Annotated in this window: 22 protein-coding genes and 1 pseudogene; 17 read left to right on the top strand and 6 right to left on the bottom strand. The window is 72.5% G+C overall.

Features of this window, described 5'->3' with window-relative positions; translation table 11 throughout:
- Positions 1-178: 178 nt before the first annotated feature.
- Positions 179-916, top strand: coding sequence for an SseB family protein (locus AB0J21_RS24285; protein ID WP_363148181.1), 738 nt, complete (start codon positions 179-181; stop codon positions 914-916).
- A gap of 92 nt (positions 917-1,008) precedes the next feature.
- On the opposite strand, the gene AB0J21_RS24280 is transcribed toward AB0J21_RS24285, so the two are convergent.
- A complete protein-coding gene (locus AB0J21_RS24280) occupies positions 1,009-1,371 on the bottom strand; it encodes a DUF1844 domain-containing protein (RefSeq protein ID WP_363148180.1) in 363 nt (120 codons plus the stop codon).
- Positions 1,372-1,809: 438 nt separating this feature from the next.
- Here AB0J21_RS24280 and infC point away from each other — a divergent pair, with 438 nt between their 5' ends.
- From infC to AB0J21_RS24220, 12 genes are all read left to right on the top strand, one after another.
- Positions 1,810-2,508, top strand: coding sequence for a translation initiation factor IF-3 (gene infC, locus AB0J21_RS24275; RefSeq protein WP_363148196.1), 699 nt, complete (start codon positions 1,810-1,812; stop codon positions 2,506-2,508).
- Positions 2,509-2,617: 109 nt separating this feature from the next.
- Positions 2,618-2,812, top strand: a complete 195-nt coding sequence (gene rpmI / locus AB0J21_RS24270; RefSeq protein WP_019065473.1) for a 50S ribosomal protein L35 — start codon at positions 2,618-2,620, stop codon at positions 2,810-2,812.
- Positions 2,813-2,915: 103 nt separating this feature from the next.
- Complete coding sequence (gene rplT / locus AB0J21_RS24265; RefSeq protein WP_363148179.1) at positions 2,916-3,299, top strand: 50S ribosomal protein L20; 384 nt, start codon at positions 2,916-2,918, stop codon at positions 3,297-3,299.
- 162 nt (positions 3,300-3,461) lie between these two features.
- Positions 3,462-4,268 carry an RNA methyltransferase gene (locus AB0J21_RS24260; RefSeq protein WP_363148178.1) on the top strand — a complete coding sequence of 269 codons (807 nt, stop codon included), beginning with the start codon at positions 3,462-3,464 and terminating at the stop codon, positions 4,266-4,268.
- A gap of 158 nt (positions 4,269-4,426) precedes the next feature.
- Positions 4,427-5,662: an ATP-binding protein gene (locus AB0J21_RS24255; protein WP_363148177.1), complete on the top strand. Its 1,236-nt coding sequence runs from the start codon at positions 4,427-4,429 to the stop codon at positions 5,660-5,662.
- Between the two features lie 131 nt (positions 5,663-5,793).
- Positions 5,794-6,921, top strand: a complete 1,128-nt coding sequence (gene pheS / locus AB0J21_RS24250; RefSeq protein ID WP_363148176.1) for a phenylalanine--tRNA ligase subunit alpha — start codon at positions 5,794-5,796, stop codon at positions 6,919-6,921.
- Positions 6,921-9,521 carry a phenylalanine--tRNA ligase subunit beta gene (gene pheT / locus AB0J21_RS24245; RefSeq protein WP_363148175.1) on the top strand — a complete coding sequence of 867 codons (2,601 nt, stop codon included), beginning with the start codon at positions 6,921-6,923 and terminating at the stop codon, positions 9,519-9,521. Before pheS ends, pheT begins: the two co-directional genes overlap by 1 nt.
- A 348-nt stretch (positions 9,522-9,869) precedes the next feature.
- On the top strand, positions 9,870-11,207 hold the full coding sequence (locus AB0J21_RS24240) for a transcriptional regulator (RefSeq protein ID WP_363148174.1): 1,338 nt from the start codon (positions 9,870-9,872) through the stop codon (positions 11,205-11,207).
- A 139-nt stretch (positions 11,208-11,346) separates the two neighbouring features.
- Positions 11,347-11,877, top strand: coding sequence for an NUDIX hydrolase (locus tag AB0J21_RS24235; protein WP_363148173.1), 531 nt, complete (start codon positions 11,347-11,349; stop codon positions 11,875-11,877).
- Positions 11,878-13,137: 1,260 nt separating this feature from the next.
- Positions 13,138-14,034, top strand: coding sequence for a PRC and DUF2382 domain-containing protein (locus AB0J21_RS24230; protein ID WP_363148172.1), 897 nt, complete (start codon positions 13,138-13,140; stop codon positions 14,032-14,034).
- Between the two features lie 388 nt (positions 14,035-14,422).
- Complete coding sequence (locus AB0J21_RS24225; RefSeq protein ID WP_363148171.1) at positions 14,423-14,680, top strand: class I SAM-dependent methyltransferase; 258 nt, start codon at positions 14,423-14,425, stop codon at positions 14,678-14,680.
- A gap of 168 nt (positions 14,681-14,848) precedes the next feature.
- Entirely contained in the window at positions 14,849-15,073 is a 225-nt protein-coding gene (locus tag AB0J21_RS24220) for a DUF6480 family protein (protein WP_363148170.1), read from the top strand.
- Positions 15,074-15,478: 405 nt separating this feature from the next.
- On the opposite strand, the gene AB0J21_RS24215 is transcribed toward AB0J21_RS24220, so the two are convergent.
- Complete coding sequence (locus AB0J21_RS24215) at positions 15,479-15,913, bottom strand: nuclear transport factor 2 family protein (protein WP_363148169.1); 435 nt, start codon at positions 15,911-15,913, stop codon at positions 15,479-15,481.
- 178 nt (positions 15,914-16,091) lie between these two features.
- Here AB0J21_RS24215 and AB0J21_RS24210 point away from each other — a divergent pair, with 178 nt between their 5' ends.
- Entirely contained in the window at positions 16,092-16,976 is an 885-nt protein-coding gene (locus AB0J21_RS24210) for a helix-turn-helix transcriptional regulator (protein ID WP_363148168.1), read from the top strand.
- Positions 16,977-17,418: 442 nt separating this feature from the next.
- On the opposite strand, the gene AB0J21_RS24205 is transcribed toward AB0J21_RS24210, so the two are convergent.
- Together AB0J21_RS24205 and AB0J21_RS24200 are read right to left on the bottom strand one after the other, a co-directional pair.
- Positions 17,419-18,072, bottom strand: a complete 654-nt coding sequence (locus tag AB0J21_RS24205) for an NAD(P)-binding domain-containing protein (protein WP_363148167.1) — start codon at positions 18,070-18,072, stop codon at positions 17,419-17,421.
- 243 nt (positions 18,073-18,315) lie between these two features.
- Positions 18,316-19,065, bottom strand: coding sequence for an SDR family oxidoreductase (locus AB0J21_RS24200; RefSeq protein ID WP_363148166.1), 750 nt, complete (start codon positions 19,063-19,065; stop codon positions 18,316-18,318).
- A 94-nt stretch (positions 19,066-19,159) separates the two neighbouring features.
- On the opposite strand from AB0J21_RS24200, the gene AB0J21_RS24195 reads away from it, so the two are divergent.
- From AB0J21_RS24195 to AB0J21_RS24185, 3 genes and pseudogenes are all read left to right on the top strand, one after another.
- Positions 19,160-19,768 carry a TetR/AcrR family transcriptional regulator gene (locus AB0J21_RS24195; protein ID WP_363148165.1) on the top strand — a complete coding sequence of 203 codons (609 nt, stop codon included), beginning with the start codon at positions 19,160-19,162 and terminating at the stop codon, positions 19,766-19,768.
- A gap of 72 nt (positions 19,769-19,840) precedes the next feature.
- Positions 19,841-20,047: an FAD-dependent monooxygenase gene (locus AB0J21_RS24190; RefSeq protein WP_363148164.1), complete on the top strand. Its 207-nt coding sequence runs from the start codon at positions 19,841-19,843 to the stop codon at positions 20,045-20,047.
- Positions 20,048-20,094: 47 nt separating this feature from the next.
- Positions 20,095-20,253: pseudogene (locus tag AB0J21_RS24185) on the top strand (FAD-dependent oxidoreductase); the annotation flags it as partial.
- 233 nt (positions 20,254-20,486) lie between these two features.
- Here the strand turns inward: AB0J21_RS24185 and AB0J21_RS24180 are convergent.
- Together AB0J21_RS24180 and AB0J21_RS24175 are read right to left on the bottom strand one after the other, a co-directional pair.
- Positions 20,487-20,717 (bottom strand): 4-oxalocrotonate tautomerase family protein, encoded by a 231-nt coding sequence (locus tag AB0J21_RS24180; protein ID WP_363148163.1) that lies wholly within the window; start codon positions 20,715-20,717, stop codon positions 20,487-20,489.
- Positions 20,718-21,247: 530 nt separating this feature from the next.
- Complete coding sequence (locus tag AB0J21_RS24175) at positions 21,248-21,550, bottom strand: SDR family NAD(P)-dependent oxidoreductase (RefSeq protein WP_363148162.1); 303 nt, start codon at positions 21,548-21,550, stop codon at positions 21,248-21,250.
- Positions 21,551-21,601: the final 51 nt, after the last annotated feature.

Raw genomic sequence — 21,601 nt, 5'->3', positions numbered from 1 at the left:
CTAAGGGCTGTCCCGCGATTCCTGGCGGGCGCACGACGACAGCTACGGCACCTCGCCGCGTTGTCGAAACGCCCGAATGCATCCGGTATGCGGGCTTTTCTCCGCCTTGCGATGCACCGCATCTGACGCCGTGCGCTGATCCACCAGGAATTGCGGGACAGCCCTTAGGCTCGACGCCGTGGCCAACAAGAACATCCCGGACTCCGGATTCCCCGACGACGACGGCCGTGCCGACCCCGCGCTGAGCGCCGCGCTCTCCGCGTGGGCCGAGGACCACACCGCGCACGCGGCCGTCCTCGGCGCGCTGCGCGGTGCCCGCCTGCTCGTACCCGTCGTCGCCGTCCTCGGCGAGGCCGAGGAGGACGAGCACGGGCTCAGGCGCGAGAAGACCAGCGACATGGCGGTCCCCACCCTCAAGGCCGGCCACCGCAAGGCGCTGCCCGCCTTCACCTCGACGGAGAGCCTCGCGCGCTGGGACCCGGCCGCGCGCCCCGTTGCCGTTCCCCTGCACCAGGCGTTGCAGGCCGTCGCGCACGAACAGGCCGACACCCTCGTCCTCGACCTCGCGGGACCCGTGCCCTACGAGGTCACCGGGCCGGCGCTGCGGGCCCTGGCCGAAGGGCGCACGAGCAGTGACCCGCTCGCCGACCCGCACGTCACCGAGGCCGTCCGGGACACGGTCGCCGCCGAGCCCGACGTGCTGCGCGCCCACCTCGGGCCGAGCCCCAGCGCCGACGGCACGCTCGTCCTCGTCCTGGAGGAGGGCATGGGGAACGCCGCCGAGCCCGTCGCGCGACGGATCGCCGAGGTGCTCGCTGAGCACCCGGTGCTGCGCGAGCGGCTGGAGCGCGGACTCGACATCGCGCTGCTGCCGCCGGACGGCAACCCACCCGGGCAGCCGCTGTTCATCCGCTGAACGGCTCCTTCGATCCACTGGACGGGGCCCGGAACGGCTCCGGCCCCGCCGCCGGAGCGTGCGGGGCCGGAGAGGCGGCGGGGGAGCGGGGCTCAGCCGAAGACGGGGCCCGTGTACTTCTCGCCCGGCCCCTGGCCCGGCTCGTCCGGGACCAGGCTGGCCTCGCGGAAGGCGAGCTGGAGGGACTTCAGGCCGTCGCGCAGCGGGGCCGCGTGGAAGGAGCTGATCTCGGTCGCGCCCGCGTCGAGCAGACCGGCCAGGGCGTGGATCAGCTTGCGGGCCTCGTCGAGGTCCTTGTGGGCCTCCCCGCCCTCGGCCAGGCCCAGGTTGACGGCGGCGGCGCTCATCAGGTGAACCCCGACGGTGGTGATGACCTCGACGGCCGGGACCTCCGCGATGTCGCGGGTCATGTCGTCGAAGCCGGTGGGCTCGCCGGAGTGCGTCGCTTCGCTCATCGCTGGGTGCTCTACTTTCATGGGCGTGCACGGACCGCGCGGGACCGTGGGCGGGAAACGCGCCTCAGCCTAGGCCCTCCCTCCGGCGTCCCCCTCGGCGCACGTGGGGGCGCACCCCGCCGGGGCCCTGGTATGCTGGCAGGACGACCGGCCGGAGTGCGCCGTGGTGTTCCACGCTCGCAAGAGGGGGACACCCGCAGGATTCCGGCCACAAGTGGAGGCTCCGAACTCCCACCCGATCGCCCTCACGGGCGGCGGGTCACCGGTCAGACGGTCCGCACCCGAGGCGGTCCCGTCCGATGATGCGCCCCGCGGCCACCGTGGCGGTGCTCCGGTTCACCCCCAGGAGCCCCGCTCGTGATCGTCCGGGGCATTTTTCATGTACCGGCGCGGTTGGTCTCAGTGAACAGACGTTGCGCGGCTGTCTGCCAGATGGCCGTGTGGTGCTACCGAGGAGGATCCATCAGCGCCGAGCCCCGCATCAACGACCGGATTCGCGTTCCCGAGGTGCGACTTGTCGGCCCCAGCGGCGAGCAGGTCGGCATTGTGCCGCTTGCCAAGGCCCTGGAGCTCGCGCAGGAGTACGACCTGGACCTGGTCGAGGTCGCGGCGAACGCCCGTCCGCCCGTGTGCAAGCTCATGGACTACGGGAAGTTCAAGTACGAGTCGGCCATGAAGGCCCGTGAGGCGCGCAAGAACCAGGCGCACACGGTCATCAAGGAGATGAAGCTCCGGCCGAAGATCGACCCGCACGACTATGACACCAAGAAGGGTCACGTCGTCCGGTTCCTCAAGCAGGGCGACAAGGTCAAGATCACGATCATGTTCCGTGGTCGCGAGCAGTCCCGGCCGGAACTCGGCTTCCGGCTGCTGCAGCGCCTCGCGAACGACGTGGAGGACCTCGGCTTCATCGAGTCGAACCCGAAGCAGGACGGCCGGAACATGATCATGGTTCTCGGCCCGCACAAGAAGAAGACCGAGGCGATGGCCGAGGCCCGCGAGGCGCAGGCCGCCCGCAAGGCCGAACGTCTGGGCCGCCCCGTCGACGAGGCGGACGAGGCCGAGGCCGAGGCCGAGGACGTCGCGGTGGAGGCGGAGGAGAACTCCTCCGCCGAGCAGCACGAGCAGCACGCCTAGGTCGCGGTCCGGGACTCTCGTCCCGGATGACAACGGACACAACTGACGCCCCCGCGCGCCCGGTTCCAGGACCGGGTGGGGGCGTCACCGACGAGGAGATAACGGCGCCATGCCGAAGAACAAGTCGCACAGCGGTGCCAGCAAGCGCTTCAAGATCACCGGCTCCGGCAAGGTGCTGCGCGAGCGCGCCGGCAAGCGCCACCTGCTGGAGCACAAGTCGTCCCGCGTGACGCGGCGCCTGACCGGCAACGCCGAGATGGCCCCGGGCGACGCCAAGAAGATCAAGAAGCTTCTCGGCAAGTGACGTCACGGTCCCCGGGCACCCGGGGGCCCCACGTCTGAGACCGGGACCCAATCGAATCCGGGCCGCGTGACCATCCCGCGGCCCCGCTACAAGGAGTTATCACGTGGCACGCGTCAAGCGGTCAGTCAACGCCCACAAGAAGCGCCGGGCGATCCTGGAGCAGGCCAGCGGCTACCGCGGCCAGCGCTCGCGCCTGTACCGCAAGGCGAAGGAGCAGGTCACCCACTCCCTCGTCTACAACTACAACGACCGCAAGAAGCGCAAGGGCGACTTCCGTCAGCTGTGGATCCAGCGCATCAACGCCGCTGCCCGCGCCAACGGCATCACCTACAACCGCTTCATCCAGGGTCTGAAGGCCGCCAACATCGAGGTGGACCGCAAGATCCTGGCCGAGCTGGCCGTGAACGACGCCGGCGCGTTCGCCACGCTCGTCGAGGTCGCGCAGAAGGCTCTGCCGAGCGACGTCAACGCCCCGAAGGCCGCCTGATCCAGGCGCTCGGCCCTTCGAGCCGAGTCAGGCGGTGGCCCAGCCCCCTGCCTGACCGGACCGCTCCACCAGACCCGCAGACCGCACCGCCGGTCTGCGGGTCCTGTGTGTGCGCTCCCTCCGCGCAACCCCGCCGCCCCGCCTCCCCCTGAGAGTGAGCCCATGCCGGCCCCCGAGCTGTCCTCCCTGCGTTCGCCGCGCGTCGTCGCCGCCCGGCGACTGGCCAAGCGCAGCTTCCGCGGCAAGGAGCGCCGCTTCCTCGCCGAGGGCCCGCAAGCCGTACGGGAGGCCGTGGCGCACCTGATCGAGGTGTACGTCACCGAGGACGCCGCCGAACGCCACGCGGACCTCCTGGAGACGGTGCGCGCCGCCGGCGTCCCGGTGCTGAGCGCGAGCGAGGAGGTGGTGGCCGCGATGTCCGACACGGTCACCCCGCAGGGGCTCGTCGGCCTGTGCCGCTTCCTCGACACCCCCTTCGAGCGGGTCCTGGAGACACGGCCCCGGCTGGTGGCCGTCCTCGCGCACGTCCGCGACCCCGGCAACGCGGGCACCGTGCTGCGCTGCGCCGACGCGGCCGGCGCCGACGCCGTGGTGCTCACCGACGCCTCCGTCGACGTCTACAACCCCAAGTGCGTACGCGCCTCGGTCGGTTCGCTCTTCCACCTGCCGGTGGTCGTGGGCGTCCCCGTCGAACGCGCGGTGTCCGGACTGCGCGGCGCCGGAGTGCGGATCCTGGCCGCCGACGGGGCCGGGCAGGACGATCTGGACACGGAACTGGACCGCGGCTCGATGGGGGCGGCGACCGCGTGGGTCTTCGGCAACGAGGCATGGGGCCTGCCCGAGGAGACCCGGGCGCTCGCCGACGCCGTCGTCCGCGTCCCGATCCACGGCAGGGCCGAGTCCCTCAACCTCGCGACCGCCGCCGCCGTGTGCCTGTACGCCTCGGCCCGTGAACAGCGCCGCCGCTGAGCTGTCCCGCCGCGGCGCCGCGCGGCGAGCGCCGGTCGCCGTCCGGCGAGGCGCCCTCGGCACCCTTGTTCACACCGGGCTGTCCCTCGTTCACCCAGGGCTAGTAGGGTGACGCTCTCGGGGACCCACTGCACCGGCTTGAGAGGTGGGGTACGGGGATGGCTGTCGGTACGAGCAGGGCGCCGTCGGCAGAAGGCGCGCAGCCGCCGGACGCCGCGAGCGCCGAGCCCCCCGCGCCCACCGGCGCCGCCGCCCGCGCCGCTCACCCGCCGCCCCCCGCGCTCGACCCCGACGAACTGCCCGACGGCCTCGTCGTCGCCGACGCGCACGGCCGCGTCGTGTGCTTCAACCGCGCCGCCGCCCGCATCACCGCGATCCGGGCGGACGGAGCGCTCGGCAGCCCGCTGGAGACGGCGCTGCCGCTCGAGGACCTCGACGGCCGCCGCTGGTGGCCGCTCACCGACCCCTACGGCGGTCTGGCGATCCGCACCGCGCAGCCCGAGCGCAACCTCCTGCTCCCCGGGGGCCGTGAGGTCCTGGTCTCCGCGCGCTACGTGCGCGCCCGCCCGCTGGGACCCGTGGACCGGGTCGTGGTGTGCCTGCGCGACACCCAGGCCCGGCGCCGTACCGAACGCAGCCACGCCGAACTCATCGCGACCGTCGCCCACGAACTGCGCTCCCCGCTCACCTCCGTGAAGGGCTTCACCGCGACCCTGCTCGCGAAGTGGGAGAGGTTCACCGACGACCAGAAGCGGCTCATGCTGGAGACCGTCGACGCCGACGCGAACCGGGTGACCCGCCTCATCACGGAACTGCTCGACATCTCCCGCATCGACGCGGGCCGCATGGAGCTGCGCCGCCAGCCCGTGGACATCGCCGCCGCCGCCGCCCGCCACATCCAGGCGCACATCGCGGCCGGCCGCGCCCCCGACCGCTTCGTCGTCAAGGTGCACCGGCCGCTGCCCGGCCTGTGGGCCGACCCCGACAAGATCGACCAGGTGCTCAGCAACCTGCTGGAAAACGCCGTGCGGCACGGCGCGGGAACTGTCACCATCGAGATCGCGCCCGCCCCGGCGAAGGAACGGACCGCGCAGGACAGCACCCCGCAGGACAGCGCCCCGCAGCGCCGGGCGGAGCACGCGGACGGACAGCCCGAAGGGACCGTGATCACGGTGAGCGACGAAGGCCCCGGTATCCCCGAGGAATCGGTGAACCGCGTCTTCACCCGCTTCTGGCGCGGCAGCACGCGCGGCGGCACCGGTCTGGGCCTCTACATCGTCAAGGGCATCGTCGAGGTGCACGGCGGGCGCATCACGGTGGGCCGGGCCCCGGCGGGCGGCGCGGAGTTCCGATTTATGCTGCCCGTGGCCGCTCCGGCGTATCTGAGCCAGTAACCACGGGCACCTCCGCCGCCCCACCCCCCGGTAGACTCGACCTTTGGCACGTCTGCGTCCCCTTTCGTGGACGACGCGTCCAAGGACCGAGACGGGACCACCAGCCAGCCACGTCGGAAGCACGGGAAGAAATGTCGGCACCGAACAAGTCGTACGACCCAGTAGAGGTCGAGGCGCTGAAACCGGAAGAGATCGACCGGATGCGCGAGGAGGCCCTCGGGGCCTTCGCCGCCGCCGCGGATCTCGAAGCGCTCGCCCAGGCCAGGACCGCCCACACCGGCGGCACCTCCCCGCTCGCCCTCGCCAACCGCGAGATCGGCGCCCTGCCCCCGCAGGCCAAGGCCGAGGCGGGCAAGCGGGTGGGCCAGGCCAGGGGAGCGGTGAACAAGGCCCTCGCCGCCCGCCAGAGCGAGCTGGAGGCCGAGCGGGACGCCCGCGTCCTGGTCGAGGAGGCCGTGGACGTCACCCTCCCGTACGACCGCTTCGCCGCGGGCGCCCGCCACCCCCTGACGACCTTCATGGAGCGCGTCGCCGACGTCTTCGTCGCGATGGGCTACGAGGTCGCCGAGGGCCCCGAGGCCGAGGCCGAGTGGTTCAACTTCGACGCCCTGAACTTCAAGCCGGACCACCCCGCCCGGCAGATGCAGGACACCTTCTTCGTCGAGGGGAGCCACGGCGAGGAAGGCGACGAGTCCGGCATCGTGCTGCGCACCCACACCTCCCCGGTGCAGGCCCGCTCGCTCCTGGAGCGCGGCGCCCCCGTGTACGTCGTGTGCCCCGGCCGCGTCTACCGCACCGACGAGCTGGACGCCACGCACACCCCGGTCTTCCACCAGATCGAGCTGCTCGCCGTCGACGAGGGCCTGACCATGGCCGACCTCAAGGGCACCCTCGACCACATGGTGCAGTCCCTGTTCGGCCCGGACATGAAGACCCGGCTGCGGCCCAACTACTTCCCCTTCACCGAGCCGTCCGCCGAGATGGACATGCTCTGCTACGTGTGCAGGGGCGAGTCCGTGGGCAACCCGGACCGGCCCTGCCGCACCTGCTCCAGCGAGGGCTGGATCGAGCTGGGCGGCTGCGGCATGGTCAACCCGCGGGTGCTCACCGCGTGCGGGGTGGACCCCGAGAAGTACAGCGGATTCGCCTTCGGGTTCGGCATCGAACGGATGCTGATGTTCCGCCACAACGTCGAAGACATGCGAGACATGGTCGAGGGTGACATCCGGTTCACCCGGCCGTTCGGGATGGAGATCTGATGCGGGTCCCGCTTTCCTGGCTGCGGGAGTACGTCGATCTCCCCGCCACCGAGACCGGTCGTGACGTGCAGGCCAAGCTGGTGTCGGCCGGCCTGGAGGTCGAGACCGTCGAACGCCTCGGCCACGACCTCAAGGGCCCCCTGGTCGTCGGCCAGGTCCGCGCCATCGAGGAGCTGGAGGGCTTCAAGAAGCCCATCCGCTTCTGCCACGTCGATGTCGGCGGGGCTGGGGGCACCCCCTCTGGGGGAGGCACGGGCGAGCTGCAGGAGATCGTCTGCGGCGCCCGCAACTTCCAGGTCGGCGACAAGGTCGTCGTCGTCCTGCCCGGCGCCGTCCTGCCCGGCGACTTCGCGATCGCCGCCCGCAAGACCTACGGCAAGGTCTCGCACGGCATGATCTGCTCCGCCGACGAACTCGGCATGGGCGATGACAAGACGCACGGCATCATCGTGCTGCCCCCGCACACCGAGGTCGGCACCGACGCGATCGAGCTGCTCGAACTCGTCGACGAGGTCCTCGACATCGCGGTGACCCCCGACCGGGGCTACTGCCTGTCGATGCGCGGCATCGCCCGCGAGACCGCGACCGCCTACGGCCTGCCGCTGCGCGATCCGGCGCTGCTCGACGTGCCCGGGCCCAACGCGCACGGCCACCCCGTGTCGATCGCCGACCCGATGGGCTGCGACCGTTTCACGGCCCGCACCGTCACCGGCCTCGACCCCGAGGCGCAGTCCCCGATCTGGATGCGCCGCCGCCTCCAGAAGGCCGGCATGCGCCCCCTCTCGCTGACCGTCGACATCACCAACTACGTGATGCTGGAGATCGGCCAGCCGCTGCACGCCTACGACCGCTCCCAGGTCCGGGGCGCGATCGGGGTGCGCCGCGCCGAGGCCGGCGAGACCCTGACCACCCTCGACGGCGCCAAGCGGGTCCTGGACGCCGAGGACCTCGTCATCACCGACGAGCGCGGCCCCATCGGCCTCGCCGGCGTCATGGGCGGCGCCGAGACCGAGATCGCGGACCTGTCCGCGGACGCGGAGACCGGTCAGGCCCTCGGCACCACCGAGGTCCTCGTCGAGGCCGCGCACTTCGACGCGCTCGCGATCGCCCGCACCTCGCGCCGGCACAAGCTGTCCTCCGAGGCGTCCAGGCGCTTCGAACGGGGCGTCGACCCGCTCGCCGCCTCCGCCGCCGCCCAGCGCACCGTGGACCTCCTGGTCCTGCTCGCCGGTGGCACCGCCGAGCCCGGGGTCACCGAGGTCATCGCGCCCTCCGCGCCGCGCACCCTCACCATCCCCGCCGACCACCCCGACCGGGTGGCCGGCATGGCCTACGGCCGGGAGACCGTCGTACGCCGCCTCCAGCAGGTCGGCTGCGACGTCTACGGAAACTCAGCCGCGTGGAACGCGTCCGCGGGGGGCGGTGGCCGGGAGACGGGCGGGCAGGACGAGCTGATCGTGACGGTGCCCTCGTGGCGCCCCGACCTCGTCGACCCGAACGACCTGGCCGAGGAGGTCATCAGGCTGGAGGGCTACGAGAACCTGCCCTCGACCCTGCCGAAGCCGCCCGCCGGCCGTGGGCTCACCGAGCGTCAGCGCCTGCACCGCCGGGTGGGCCGCGCGCTCGCCGGGGCCGGATACGTCGAGGCGCTCAACTACCCCTTCCTCGACCCGAAGGTGTTCGACGAGCTCGGCCTGGAGGCCGGGGACCCGGCCCGCCGCGTCGTGCGTCTGGTCAACCCGCTGTCCGACGAGGAGCCCGCGCTCCGTACGACGCTGCTGCCGGGCCTGCTCGGCGCGCTGCGCCGCAACGACGGACGCGGCGGCCACGATCTCGCGCTCTTCGAGGCCGGCCTCGTCTTCCTGCCGCGCGAGAACGCCACCAGGTCCGTGCGCCTCCCGGTCGACCACCGGCCCACCGCGGAGCAGCTCGCGAGCCTGAACGAGGCGCTGCCCGTCCAGCCCCGCCACCTCGCCGTCGTCCTCACCGGTGCCCGCGAGCGGGCCGGCTGGTGGGGCGGGGGGCGCCCGGCGGGCTGGGCCGACGCCGTCGAGGCGGCCCGCACCGCCGCCGCCGAGGCCGGCGCCGAACTCGTCGTACGCCAGGGCGTGTACGGGCCGTGGCACCCCGGCCGCTGCGCCGAGCTCCTCGCCTTCGTGGACGGCGCCGAGCGCGTCATCGGTCACGCCGGGGAACTGCACCCGCGCGTCCTCAAGGCGCTCGGACTGCCCGCCCGCACCAGCGCCATGGAGCTCGACCTCGACGCGCTGGAGCAGGCCGGGGCCGGACCCGTGCGGGCCCCGCGCATCTCCACCTACCCGGTGGCCACCCAGGACGTGGCGCTCGTCGTCCCGGCCGGGGTGCCCGCCGCCGAGGTCGAGTCGGTGCTGCGCGAGGGCGCGGGCGAACTGCTGGAGTCCCTGCGGCTGTTCGACGTCTACACCGGCGACCAGGTGGACGAGGGCAGCAAGTCCCTCGCCTACGCGCTGCGTTTCCGCGCCCCGGACCGGACCCTGACGGCCGAGGAGGTCACCGCGGCCCGGGACCTCGCGGTCGCCAAGGCTGCCGAACGCTTCGGCGCGGTCCTGCGCGGCGCCTGAGGGCGCGAAGCCCGAGTACAGGGGCGGCGGCGCCCGGGAGGAGGTTTCCCGGGCGCCGCCGCCTTTTTTCCTGGACCGGTACGGCCCGGTCGTGCGTGCGCCGCCCGTCCGCCGGGGCGAACGGCTGTGACGGGCGGGCGGCGCTGTGGCGGGGTCGCCGCACTTGTCGAGGGGGGAGCCCGGCGACCCGGCCGGCCTCTTTCGAGGGCCTTCAGTGAACAGCCGATCACCCTGTGTCTGGCAGCGTGCGCGAGGCGCTGGTCCGGGTACTGGGTTCACACCCCGTGTGAAGCCGCCTCGACTACGCTGTGCCACAACCGGTTACCGGTTGATCACCCGGAGGCAGCGATGCAGCCCAACACCTTGCTCGACGCGGTCCTCGACGAGGCAGGTATGTCGCACGCGGGCCTCGCCGCCCGCGTCAACCGGGCCGGCGGCGCCCGCGGGCTCGCGCTGCGCTACGAACACACCGCCGTGGCCCGGTGGCTCAAGGGGCAGCGCCCCCGCGGACAGGCCCCCGACCTGATCTGCGAGGTGCTCTCCGAGCGGCTGCGCCGCCCCGTCACCCTGGACGACGTCGGGCTCGGCCCCGTCGGCCCGGCCGAACCGCGGCCCGGCACGCTCTGCGGATTCGTCGACCGGGCCACCGCCCTGTGGCGTTCGGACCAGCAGCGGCGCCCGCACGTCCTCGCGGCGGCCGCCGTCACCGGCACCTCCGCCGTCCTGCCGGTGTGGGAGTGGGAGAACCCGCCGGGGGACGCCGACGTGTCGCGGCGCGGCAGCCGGCGGGTCGGCAGGGCGGACATCGAGATGCTGCGCGCGGCGCGCGGGCACTACGAGCAGATGTACCGCAGAGCGGGCGGCATCGTGATCCGCCCCCGCGTCGTCGGCTTCCTCAACGCCGAGGCCGCGCCGCTGCTGCGCGGCAGCTACCCCGACGCCACCGGGCGGCAGCTGCACCGGGCCACCGGCGCCCTCGTGGCCATCGCCGGTATCTGCGCCTACGACGCCGACGCGCACGGCCTCGCGCAGCGTTACTTCCACCAGGCGCTGCGGCTCGCCAAGGCCAGCGGCGACCAGGGACTCGGGGCGTACGCCATCGCCCTCCTGGTCAACCAGTGCCTGCACCTCGGGGACCACCGTCAGGCGGTCGCCTTCGCCGGGGCGGCGCTGCGCACGGCCGGACGCAGCATCACCCCGGCGCTCGCCTGCGATCTGCACGCCATGCAGGCCAAGGCGTACGCCCACCTCGGCGACCGGCCGGCCGCCCTGGACTGCATCCGCCGGGCCGAGACCGCCGCCGGGCACATCCGCCCGGGCGACGAACCGGACGAGACCGGCTACGTCCAGCCCGGGCTGGTCAACGTGCAGGTGGCGGAGGCCCTGCTGAGCCTCGGGGACCTGCGGGCCGCCCGGGAGCACGCGGCCGCGGCCGTGGGTACTCCGGCGCACGACCGGGGTCGCGTGCACCGGCTGGCGATGCTCACCCACATCGAGCTGCGGCAGGGCGAGACGGAGGCGGCGGCCGCCACCGCCGTCGAGATGGCGCAGCGGGCCGAGGGCATGGAGTCCCAGCGGCTGCGGGACCGACTGCGCGCCGTCCGCGAGCAGTTGGCCCTGCGTAAGAGCCCCGGCACGGCGAGCGCCTGCGAGGCCATCGACGGGGCGCTGCGCGTGCCGCTCTGACGGCCCGTCCGCTCCGGCGGCCGGTCCGACCGGCATGCCCACCGGCGCCCACCGGGGCGTCCGCTCCGTGGGCGGCCTGCTGCGCCTTGGTCGCCTCCCCAGGAAAGTTGTCACCTCTCACGGGAAAGGTGACAGAAACATGCAGTGGACGAAACAAAGCGAGCATGCCGTGTACGAGAACCCCTGGTTCCACGTCAACCTCGCCGACGTGGAACTCCCCGACGGCCGGCACCTCGACCACTACCTCATACGGCAGCGCCCGGTCGCCGTGGCCACCGTGGTCAACGACGCCGACGAGGTCCTGCTCCTGTGGCGGCACCGCTTCATCACGGACAGCTGGGGCTGGGAACTGCCCGCGGGGGTCGTCGAGGACGGCGAGGACGTGGAGCGGGCGGCCGCCCGGGAGTTGGAGGAGGAGACCGGCTGGCGCCCGGGGCCGCTGCGTCATCTGCTGAGCGTCGAGCCCTCCAACGGGCTCAGCGACGCGCGCCATCACGTCTACTGGAGCGACCGGGCGCGGTGGACCGGTGAACCCGTGGACGGCTTCGAGTCCGAGCGCCGCGACTGGGTGCCGCTGAAGCTCGTCCCGGAGATGGTGAGCCGCGGAGAGGTCCCGGGCGCGGGCATGGCCGCCGCGCTGCTGCTCCTGCACCACCAGCGCACCGCCTGACCGGAGTCCGGTCCCGGGGGGCGACCCGGAGGGATCCTGTCCTCCGGTCGCTCTTCCGGGGCGCCGGCCCGTACCGGTGCGGTCCGGGGCGCCGCCGCGCTCCGGAGCCGCCCGGTCGCCGGGGCCGGTCTGCGGACCGACCGCCATGCCCGTGCCCGAACCCCGTGCCCGAACCCCGTGCCCGAACCCCGTGCGGGAGCGCCGGTCGGGACGCCCCGCCGGTCGGGACGCCCTGCCGGTCGGGACGCCCTGCCGGTCGGGACGCTCCGCCGAACGGGACTGCGCTCCAGGGCGCCCGAGCACCGCGGCCGGCCTGCGGCACGAGGTGCGGTCGCAGCCCGACCTGTTCCGGCCCCACCCGTGCGGAACGGCCCTCGTCCCGCACGGCACGGCCCGGCCGCTCGCGGCGGGCCGGTTTCCCCGTCGCCGTCCCGGACCGTCACGGCAACGACCACGCCGACGGGCACGAGCCGGAGAGCTGCCCGTCCTGCTGGGAGCGTCCGCGCGATCTGGTTTCCCGCTCGACGTCCCCGGGCCGGGAACGGCCCCTCGGCCCGGTCGGGACGGCCGGCTTCCGGCTGGGCGGCCACACCCCGCCGCCCTGCCCGGCGCGCGCGCCTCGACCGGTCACTGTGCCGAGGGGCCGCCCTCAACGGCACGATTCGGTTCGTTCCGCAAACCGGAGTACCCGCGGGCGCTCACGGATCTCCTGGAGAAGCCCGGCCCCGCGCGGCCGGCCACCGCGCTGGAGCGGTCGGGGGCCGGCCGGGCCGATCCGCGGGTCCTGGCCGACTCCGTGGTCGCCCCGCCGAGGGGCCCTCGTCACGGTCCCCGGCCCGGCCGCGGCGGACCGGGGACCGTTCCCCGAGGCGGGGCCGACCAGATCGCACCGCCCGCTCAGGACACCCCGCTGCGGTACCTGGACGGCTTACTCGCCGGCCACGGGAGCCGAGGCCCGTCCCGGGGCGCGGCGGAGACCGCGCACCCGTTCCGCAGCCGCCGCTGCGCCCCCTCCCCGCATCACCCGAATGGAGTAATTCCGCATGCCCCGACGAGTACCGCCGGGTGGGTGAGACCCCCGGTCGGGCAGGCGGCACACGGCCCCCCGGCCCCTGCGTGGGCGGGGCGGACGGGCCCGGTCCACGCTCCCCGGTTGCGCGCGGCCCGGAACAGGCGCCGCATGGGTGACGTGGCGCGTGTCCCGAGCGGAGGCGGCAGACCGATCCCTCTGCCACGCGCCCTCGCAGGGAGAGAGCATCCATGACTTCAGACGAGGGCTTCCTGAGCGTCGACCAGCTCGTCGGCCTCACCGCCTACGACCAGGACGGGTCCAAGGTCGGCAGCGTCGAGCAGGTGTATCGCGACGACGCGTCCGGCCGACCGGAATGGGTGACCGTCAAGACCGGGCTCTTCGGAATGAAGGAGACGTTCGTCCCGCTGGACGGCGCGCGCTCCGACGCCCAGGGCCTGCACCTGGCGCACGACAAGAACACCATCAAGGACGCGCCGCACATGGACGCGGACCAGCACCTCGACGCGGACGGGGAGCGGGAGCTGTACGCGCACTACGGCAAGACCCGCACCTCGGCCGACGAGGGAACCGGCATGGGACAGCCGTCCGCCGGAGAGGAGTCGGCGGCCGCCGCCGGTGGGGCCGCGGCCCCGGGCGGCATGGCGGACGCCCGGCCGGTGGACGCGGAGATCACCGACGACGACCGTCCCGCCGACGCCAGGATCACCGACTCCGGGTACGGCGGCGACCACCGCGACGAGCTGATCCGCTCCGAGGAGCGGCTGCACGTCGGCACCCAGGAGGAGGAGTCCGGCCGGGCCCGGCTGCACAAGGTCGTGGTCACCGAGAACGTCACCACGACGGTTCCCGTGAGCCACGAGGAGGCCCGCCTCGTGCGGGAACCCATCCGGGAGGGCGACACCGTGCGCCCGGACTTCGGCGACGCCGTGGCCGAGGTGACCCTGCACGCGGAACGCCCGGTGGTCCGCAAGGAGGCCGTCGCCGTCGAACGCGTCCGCCTGGAGTCGGAGAAGGTCACCGAACAGGAGGAGGTCAGCGAGACCGTCCGCAAGGAACAGGTCGAGTACGACGACGGCATGGGCGACGTCGAGGGCGGCAGGGGCCGCAAGGGCCCGAGCCACTGACGTCCCACCGGCCCTGACGTTCTCCCGCCGTTGAGGGGTGGCCCACCCGGGCTGCCCCCTTCGGCGTGGGGCCGGAAACCCCGTTGCCCGCTGTGCGCCGTCGGGCGAAGCTCACGTGCATGCCAGGTGCCGGTGCCGGTGCCTTCGACGACCGGCCCGAGAGGGGCGCCGCCGACCGGGACGCCCCGTCCGTGGTGCCCGAGGTCCTCACCCACTACCGGCGGGGGAGGGAGGGCGGGCGGCTGCGCGACCGTCCGGCCGGTCGCCTCGAACTGCTCCGCACGCGGGAGGTGCTGCGTCGCGTTCTGCCCTGGGCCCGGCCCGGTTCCTGGACGTGGGCGGCGCCACCGGGGTGCGCGCGGGTCCGCTTGCCGCGAGGGGGTACGAGGTGGAGCTGTTCGACCTTGTCGCCCGGCACGTCGCGAAGGCCGACGCCCTGCCGGGTGTCCGCGCCCGCGTGGGGGACGCACGGGGACTCCCGGTCGAGGACGGCTCGGCGGACCCGGTCCTGCTGCCCGGACCGCTCCACCACCTCGGCCTGCGCGCCGACCGGGTCGCCACCCTGCGCCGTACCGCGTCGGAGCCCGCCCTCCTCGGCGTGAGCGACCACCTCCTCACCGTCGGCCACCGGCCCCGCGCCGGGTGAGACGCCCGGGAACGGCCCCGCCCGCGCCCCACAAGATGCGGGAGCGGGCGGAAACCGGACCATGGGGAGAGGGCATCGTGCCTCGGGCGGCAGGCAACCCCGGCGAAAACCGCGGACGCGCGCGGACTCCGGGCGCGCCGAGCGGCTGCGCAGAAAGGAAACCCGGTCATGGACAACGCGAGCCCGGACCCCGATCCGCGCGACACCACTGGCCTGGAGCCCGGGGGCGGCGTGCCCCCCGGCGAGACCCCACCGGCCGAGGGGAGCACCCTGTGGGGCGGCCCCGTGGACCAGCCGATCCCCTCCGTGTGGTGGGCCAGAGGCCCCCTCGTGGTCATCCTCGGGATCGTGCTGCTGTGCCTGATCGTCTTCGGCGTCGCCGCGCTCGTCTGAGCGGGCCCTCGCCGTCTTCGAGAACGAGGCCGGCTTCTCGAAGACGCCGCCCGCGCCAGCACCTGGGGCCGGCGCGGGCCTACCCCGGTCATCCGCGTGCGGGGCAGGTCCCGCCGCCGGACCTCGGTTGCCGCGCTGTGCTGCTACAAGGCCGGCGAGAAGAGCTGTCTCATCCACCGGCCCCGCACGCACCTCCTGCCCAAGGGCGCCCGCACGAGCTTCTCCTGGCAGGACTGCCGCGGCCTCCTGGTGCGGGCACACATCCAGCTCGACGGACCGATCGTGGTGGGCCCGGGACAGTCTCAACACCCCTCTGGCCGCAGCAGGGTTGAAGCGGTACGAGGCCGGACACGACTGGCTCACCACCGTCCGGCTTCCGCCGTATGCACCCGAGGGGCGCCGGCGTCAGCGGGTGCCGGCCTCGGCGCGTGCGTAGAACGCGGCGAGCTCGTGGGGGTTCTTGGTGTAGACGTCGATCTTGCGTACGGTGCCGTCGTCGACGTGGTGGATCTCGACCATGGTCAGCGGGAACTGCTCACCGGTGGTGTGGGCCGTGAGCGTCCCGGCGAGGGTTCCGATGACGCCGGCCGGGCCTTCGAACACCTCGGCATCGGTGATGGCGACATTGGCGTAGCCCATCATCGCGCCCAGGATCGACTGCACGAACACCTCGCGGCCCTGGTGCACCCCGCCGTAAGGAAGCTGGTTCGGCTCGTCGACGACCACGTCGGGGGCGAGCCTGGCCAGGACACCCGGCACATCGCCCTTGCTCAACGCGGCGTACAGCCCTCGCACGACATCCGCGGGGCTTTCCGTCACCGTCTCGGTCTGGTTGCTCATCTTGTGTCCTGTCAGGGTTCAGGTGCTTGCCGACCGGGGCGCGTACGCCGCTGCGCCGGGCCCCGGCAGACCGGGGCAAGCACCATGCAACGGCAGACGGCCGTGACGGGGGAGTCTTCGCTGTGAGGGGTACTGGCAGGGCCCCCCACCCCTCGCGCGGTCTGCCTACCCTGTCCCTATGGACAACCGGGACGCAGCCAGCGCATTCCTCCGCTCCCGACGCGAGAGGATCACCCCCGAGCAGGCGGGCTTGCCGACGTACGGTCAGCGGCGGGTGCCCGGACTGCGCAGGGGCGAGGTCGCCGCGCTCGCGGGAGTGAGCGTCGAGTACTACACACGCCTGGAACGCGGCAGCCTGCGAGGTGTCTCCGACAGCGTGCTGGACGCCCTCGTCCAGGCCCTCCGGCTGGATGCCACGGAGCGCATGTACCTGTACGACCTCGCCCGCGCTGCCGGACCGGTGCCGGGGGCGCGGTCACGGCAGCGGGAGGTCGTGCCGACGGTGCGGCCGAGTGTGGCGCGCATCGTCGAGGGCATGCCGGGGATGGCGGCGTACGTGATGAACAACCGCCTCGATGTGCTGGCCGCCAACCCGCTGGGCCGGGCCCTGTACTCGGAGATGTCTGCCGACGCGACCTGCGGGGCGAACGTCGCCCGGTTCGCGTTCTTCAATCCGGCGGCCAGGCGGTTCTACGCCGACTGGGAGCGCATGGCCCGCTTCGCGGTGGGCGCGCTGCGCGTCGAGGCGGGGAGAAGACCTTACGACCGGGAGCTGTCGAATCTGATAGGTGAACTGTCCACCCGCAGCGACGCTTTCCGTGTGATGTGGGGGTCCCAGGATGTGCATGTCTTCCGCACGAGCACCAAACGCCTCAACCATCCGCTCGTCGGCGACCTGGAACTCGATCAGGAGACCATGGCCCTGCCGGACGAAAGCGGCCTGAGCGTGGTCGTCTACAGCGCGCCCCCCGGCACCGCCGCCGCGGACGCCCTGAAGCTGCTCGCGAGCTGGTCCGCCACGACCGGACAGGAACAGGACGCCCGGTCCACGAGTAACCCGTGAGGCAGTCCGCCTTCCACCTCACCTGCGCCGAGAACGGAACCCGGAGCAGGGATCCGTCGACCGAGCCGCTTCCCCCGGGCTGAGAAGAACCCCGGCCCGTGCGCTCGGCCCGGTGGCGACGCGGACAGAGCGAGGATCCTGAACGCGGTCGGGCCTCGATCGCCGCGTCCTGGCAGGCGACGCGGACCCAAGCGCGCCCTTGTCGGCCTTCGCGCGGCGGCCTCGCCGCGAGTGCCACCACAGCCGGGACGTGTCCGGCCAACCCCGGTTGAGAGGGCAACGCGCCTTCACCACCACGGTGTTCGGGAGTGAGCGCGAGACCGAACAGGATCTGGACCGGACCGTCACCGCACAGTGACCCGTCCACAGCTCGAACAGGACACCCGCCCCGGACGGCCTGACTGCCTACGAGTCGTGACGGCAAGTGGCTCCAGGGACAGTCTCACCGCACGATGGGCCGTTGCGCCCTGGCGAGGTGGGCGACCAGGTCGGCACGGGTCTGGTGTTCGTGCGCGATCCATGCGGGTTGACCTGGGCCGCTGCGCCAGGACTCGCTGAGCGGGCTGTTGTCCACGGTGTCGAACCCGAACTGGTCGTACAGCCGCGTCACCAGTTCCACGGCTTCGGGGAAGTCGCTTGAGGCCGACAGCGCCAGACGGCCGGGGGTGCCCGCCGCCTTCCCCGCGGTGGTGATGCGGGGAGCTTGGATGTGCGTGAAAGCCTTGACGACCTTGGAGTGCGGAAGCTGCTCCTGGCGCAGCTCGTGAACGGTCTTCGCACCCGAGTCGATGACCGGGATATGGCCGTCGCGCCAGACCATGTAGTTGTTCGTGTCCAGCACGATCTTGCCTGCCAGCTCCCGCGCCGGCATGTCGTTGACCACTTTGAGCGGGACCGCCACGACAGCCACCTCACCGGCGGCAGCCGCGTCTGCGGCGATTGCGGCACGCGCTGACGGGCCGAGCTCGTCGACGAGGTCCTGCAAAGTCTCGGGGCCTCGGGAATTGGCGATCACGACGTCGTAGCCGCTCGCGATCGCCGCACGCGCGATCTGGCTGCCGACCTCGCCCGCGCCGATGATGCCGATTACTGTCATGGGTCCTTTACCTCAGCGTCTGGTGGGTCTGTCGCGTCGCCAGCCGACGTGGCCTGGCTCGCATGCCGTAGGGAGCCGGGCGACGCAGGGAACCGCTGGGGCCCTGCGTCACCCTTTGCGCTGCGGCAGGGCTGGCTTCTGTGCGCCCGGCCGGATCGCCGGGCGAGGCTGCCGGGCCCGCGCACCCGAGCGGTGCCGGTCGGCGGGATGCCGACAAGCTCCCCGGGTGCGCGGCCATGGAACTCAGAGCTGGTTCAGGCCGCCGTCGACATACAGGCTCGTACCAGTGATGAAGCTGCTCTGCCCGGAGGCGAGGAAGGCCACGGCGGCGGCGATCTCCTCCGGGCGCCCGAGCCGGCCGAGCGGTACTTGCGCGGCCAGGTGCTGCCTGAGGCCGGCGGCCTGCTCCGGGTCGGGAGCGAGCCCGGACAGACCAGGGGTGTCGGTCGGGCCGGGCGTGACGGTGTTGACCCGGATGCCGCGTCCCTTGAGTTCGTTGGCCCAGGTGCGGGCGAGCGACCGGGTGGCGGCCTTGGACGCCGCGTACGCGCCGAACGCCTCCGCGCCGATGTCCACGTTGGTGGAGCCGTTCAAGATCACCGAGGCGCCGTCATTGAGCAGGGGCAGTGCCTTCTGGACGGTGAACATGGTGCCCCGGACATTGATGCCGAAGAGGGTGTCGACGTGCTGTGCGGTGGTCTGTTCCAGCGTCGCGAACTCGGCGACGGAGGCATTGGCGAACAGTACGTCCAGGCCCTGCCCCCGGCTGCGGATCGTCTCGTAGAGCCGGTCCAGGTCGGCCAGGTTCGCTATGTCGCCGGTCACCGCGGTTGCCGAGGACCCGATTGCCTCGACGGCCGAGTCGAGTTCGGTCCTGCGTCGGCCGGTGATGAACACGTGTGCGCCCTCGGCCGCCAGTCGTATGGCACTGGCCAAGCCGATCCCGGTGCCGCCCCCGGTCACGAGAGCGGTATTTCCCTCAAGCAGTCCCATGTGTCTGCCCTCTTTCAATTTCCGCATCGATCGCTACTGAAGTCGAACGGTAGCACTTCCGCAGCGATCGATGCGGAAGAGGTAGGCTTGGGGGGTGGAGACGAAAAAGAGCGGCCCGGTCGGCCGGCCGCGAGGGTTCGACGCCGACGAAGCTCTCGAGCGCGCCGTGCTGGTCTTCTGGGAGCAGGGCTACGAAGGGGCCAGCCTGGCCAACCTGACGGACGCGATGGGTATCTCCACCACCAGCATGTACGCAGCCTTCGGCAACAAGGAGGAGCTGTTCCGCAAGGCTCTGGAGCGCTACACCGAAGGCCCGGGCGCCTACCTGACCCGCGCACTGGAGGAGACGACCGCTCTCGGTGTGGCCACCGCGATTCTGGCCGGCACCGTGCGCACCACCACCCGCCCGGCACATCCCCACGGGTGCCTGGGCGTCCAGGGCGCCTTGGTCGCCAGTGACTCCGGGCGCGGTGTCCGTGACCTTCTCGTCGCCTGGCGCAACGATGGCTGCTCCTGCGTCCGGCAGCGGTTCCAGCGAGCCGTGGACGACGGCGACCTGCCTCCGGAAGCCGATCCGGGGCTGCTGGCCCGCTACGTCACCACCTTGGCATTCGGCATCGCCGTGCAGGCCGCGAGCGGTGTCGGCCGTGATGAACTCCAGGAGATGGCCGACGCCGCATTGCGCAACTGGCCGCTCTGCTGAGAGCCGCCCGGCGACCGTCTTTACGAGTAACTGCTCGCTGCGGCGGCCGGCTCAGAAGCGGCAGGGGGTCACATGCCGCGCAGGGCGAGGGGGCGGGGGCCACGGAGCGCGCCGGCCGTGACGTGCCGGCTTGTTGTGGGTTGCGACGGCGGACGCAGCGCGGCGCGTGCTCTCACCGGTGTCGACTTCGTGGGTACCGAACCGCTGCTCACCGGCTGTGTCGCACGGTCGAGTTCGACGGCCCCGACCCGGCGAAGCTGCCGTTCGGAGGCAACCTGACGGCGAGCGGCAGGTACCTGCGCACGCCCTTCGATAGGCATCTGGGCATGACGGACTTCGACGGCGGCACGTTCGACCGTTCCCAGCCGCTGACCCGCGAACATCTTCGCAAGGTGCTGCGCCGCATCACTGGTAGCGACGTGGCACTCACCGGTGTCCTCCGTGCGTCGAGCTTCACGGGCCGTGCGATGCGGGCGACGACGTACGGCAACGGGCGCGTGCTGTTCGCGGGCGACGCCGCGCACCTCCACTCCCCGCTGGGCGGGCATGAGCGGGGCGCGGTAGGACAGAAACGCCCACCCGAGGTGCCGGCAACATCGCGGAACCCCTGGACATTGACGGATCGGCTTGGGGACGGCCGCTTCCGTGCCCCGTCCCCGCACCCCGGCGGACGCCGCCGACCGATCGGGTGCGGGGACACGATGAAGGGCCGGTGTGGTCAGGCGTCGCTGGTGTCGGTCGGTGCCGCCTTGCCGAGCATGGCGAGGGTCAGCACGTTGCCGGAGATGCCCCAGCCGCCGTCGGCGACCTCCTCGACCAGAACCATGGTGTTGTTGCGGGCGCGCTCACCGTAGATCTCGACGTACAGCTCGGTGGTGCGGGTGACGATCTCCTCCTTCTGCTTCGGGGTGAGGGTCTTCTCGGGAACCTTGAAGTTCGCGAACGGCATGGCTTGTTGTTCCTTTTCTCAGTGGGGCGTTGCAGGGAGCTGCCTGCGGTGAGCAGGCTGTCCCGTCCGATGCGGCGGAAGAAGTCGGCGCGGAGGCGGTCGGCGACCGCGGAGACGACTTCGCTGCCGTCCCGGCCGGGGTCCATGGGGGTGCGCAGCGGCCGAGTGCCGTGTTCCATCGCGACCAGTCGTGCGACGGCTTGAGCGACCTCGGTCACCTCGGCGTCGGAAGGGATGAGCGCGGCCAGGCGTTTGCCCAGATCGCCCACATGGGGCCGGTGACGCTGGTCGTAGGCTTCCGCGCAGTCGACGTCGGCGGGGGCGCCCGCGTTGGCGCAGTGGTGGGTGCCGGTGGTGGACGCGCCGGGTACCACGATCGTGGTGTCGATGCCGAACGGGAGCACCTGGGCGCGTAGCTGACGGCCAGGGCGTCCATCGCGGCCTTGGCGGCGAAGTACGGGGCCGGGAACGGGGGGCAGCCGCCGCGGGTGCTGGAGCTGCCGATCCACACCAGTGTCCCCGGGCCCTGCTCACGCAACGTCGGCAGGGCGGCGCGGTTGACGCGTCGGGTGCCCGGAACGCTCACGTCGTACAGGCCGGTCCGCGAACTGCTCGGGGGTGAACGCCTCGGCGGCGCCGAGGACCATGTGCCCGGCGTTGTGCACGACCACGTCCAGCCGGCTGCGCTCGGCGAGGATCCGGTCGACCGCGGTGTCGTCGGAGTCCTGGGAGGTGACGTCCAACTCGACGGCGTGCACGTCTACGGGCAGGGCCCCGATACCGCTGGAGGCGCCGGTGACCAGGATGACCTTCGCTGTTCCGTCGTCCCTCATGACAGGGCCCTTCCGTTGACCGATCCGTTGACCGATTCGTTGATCGAGGGG

The organism is Streptomyces sp. NPDC049954, assembly GCF_040656295.1.
GTDB lineage: Bacteria > Actinomycetota > Actinomycetes > Streptomycetales > Streptomycetaceae > Streptomyces.
Note: the sequence above shows the minus strand (reverse complement) of the source record. Positions and strands in the feature narration are given on the sequence as shown.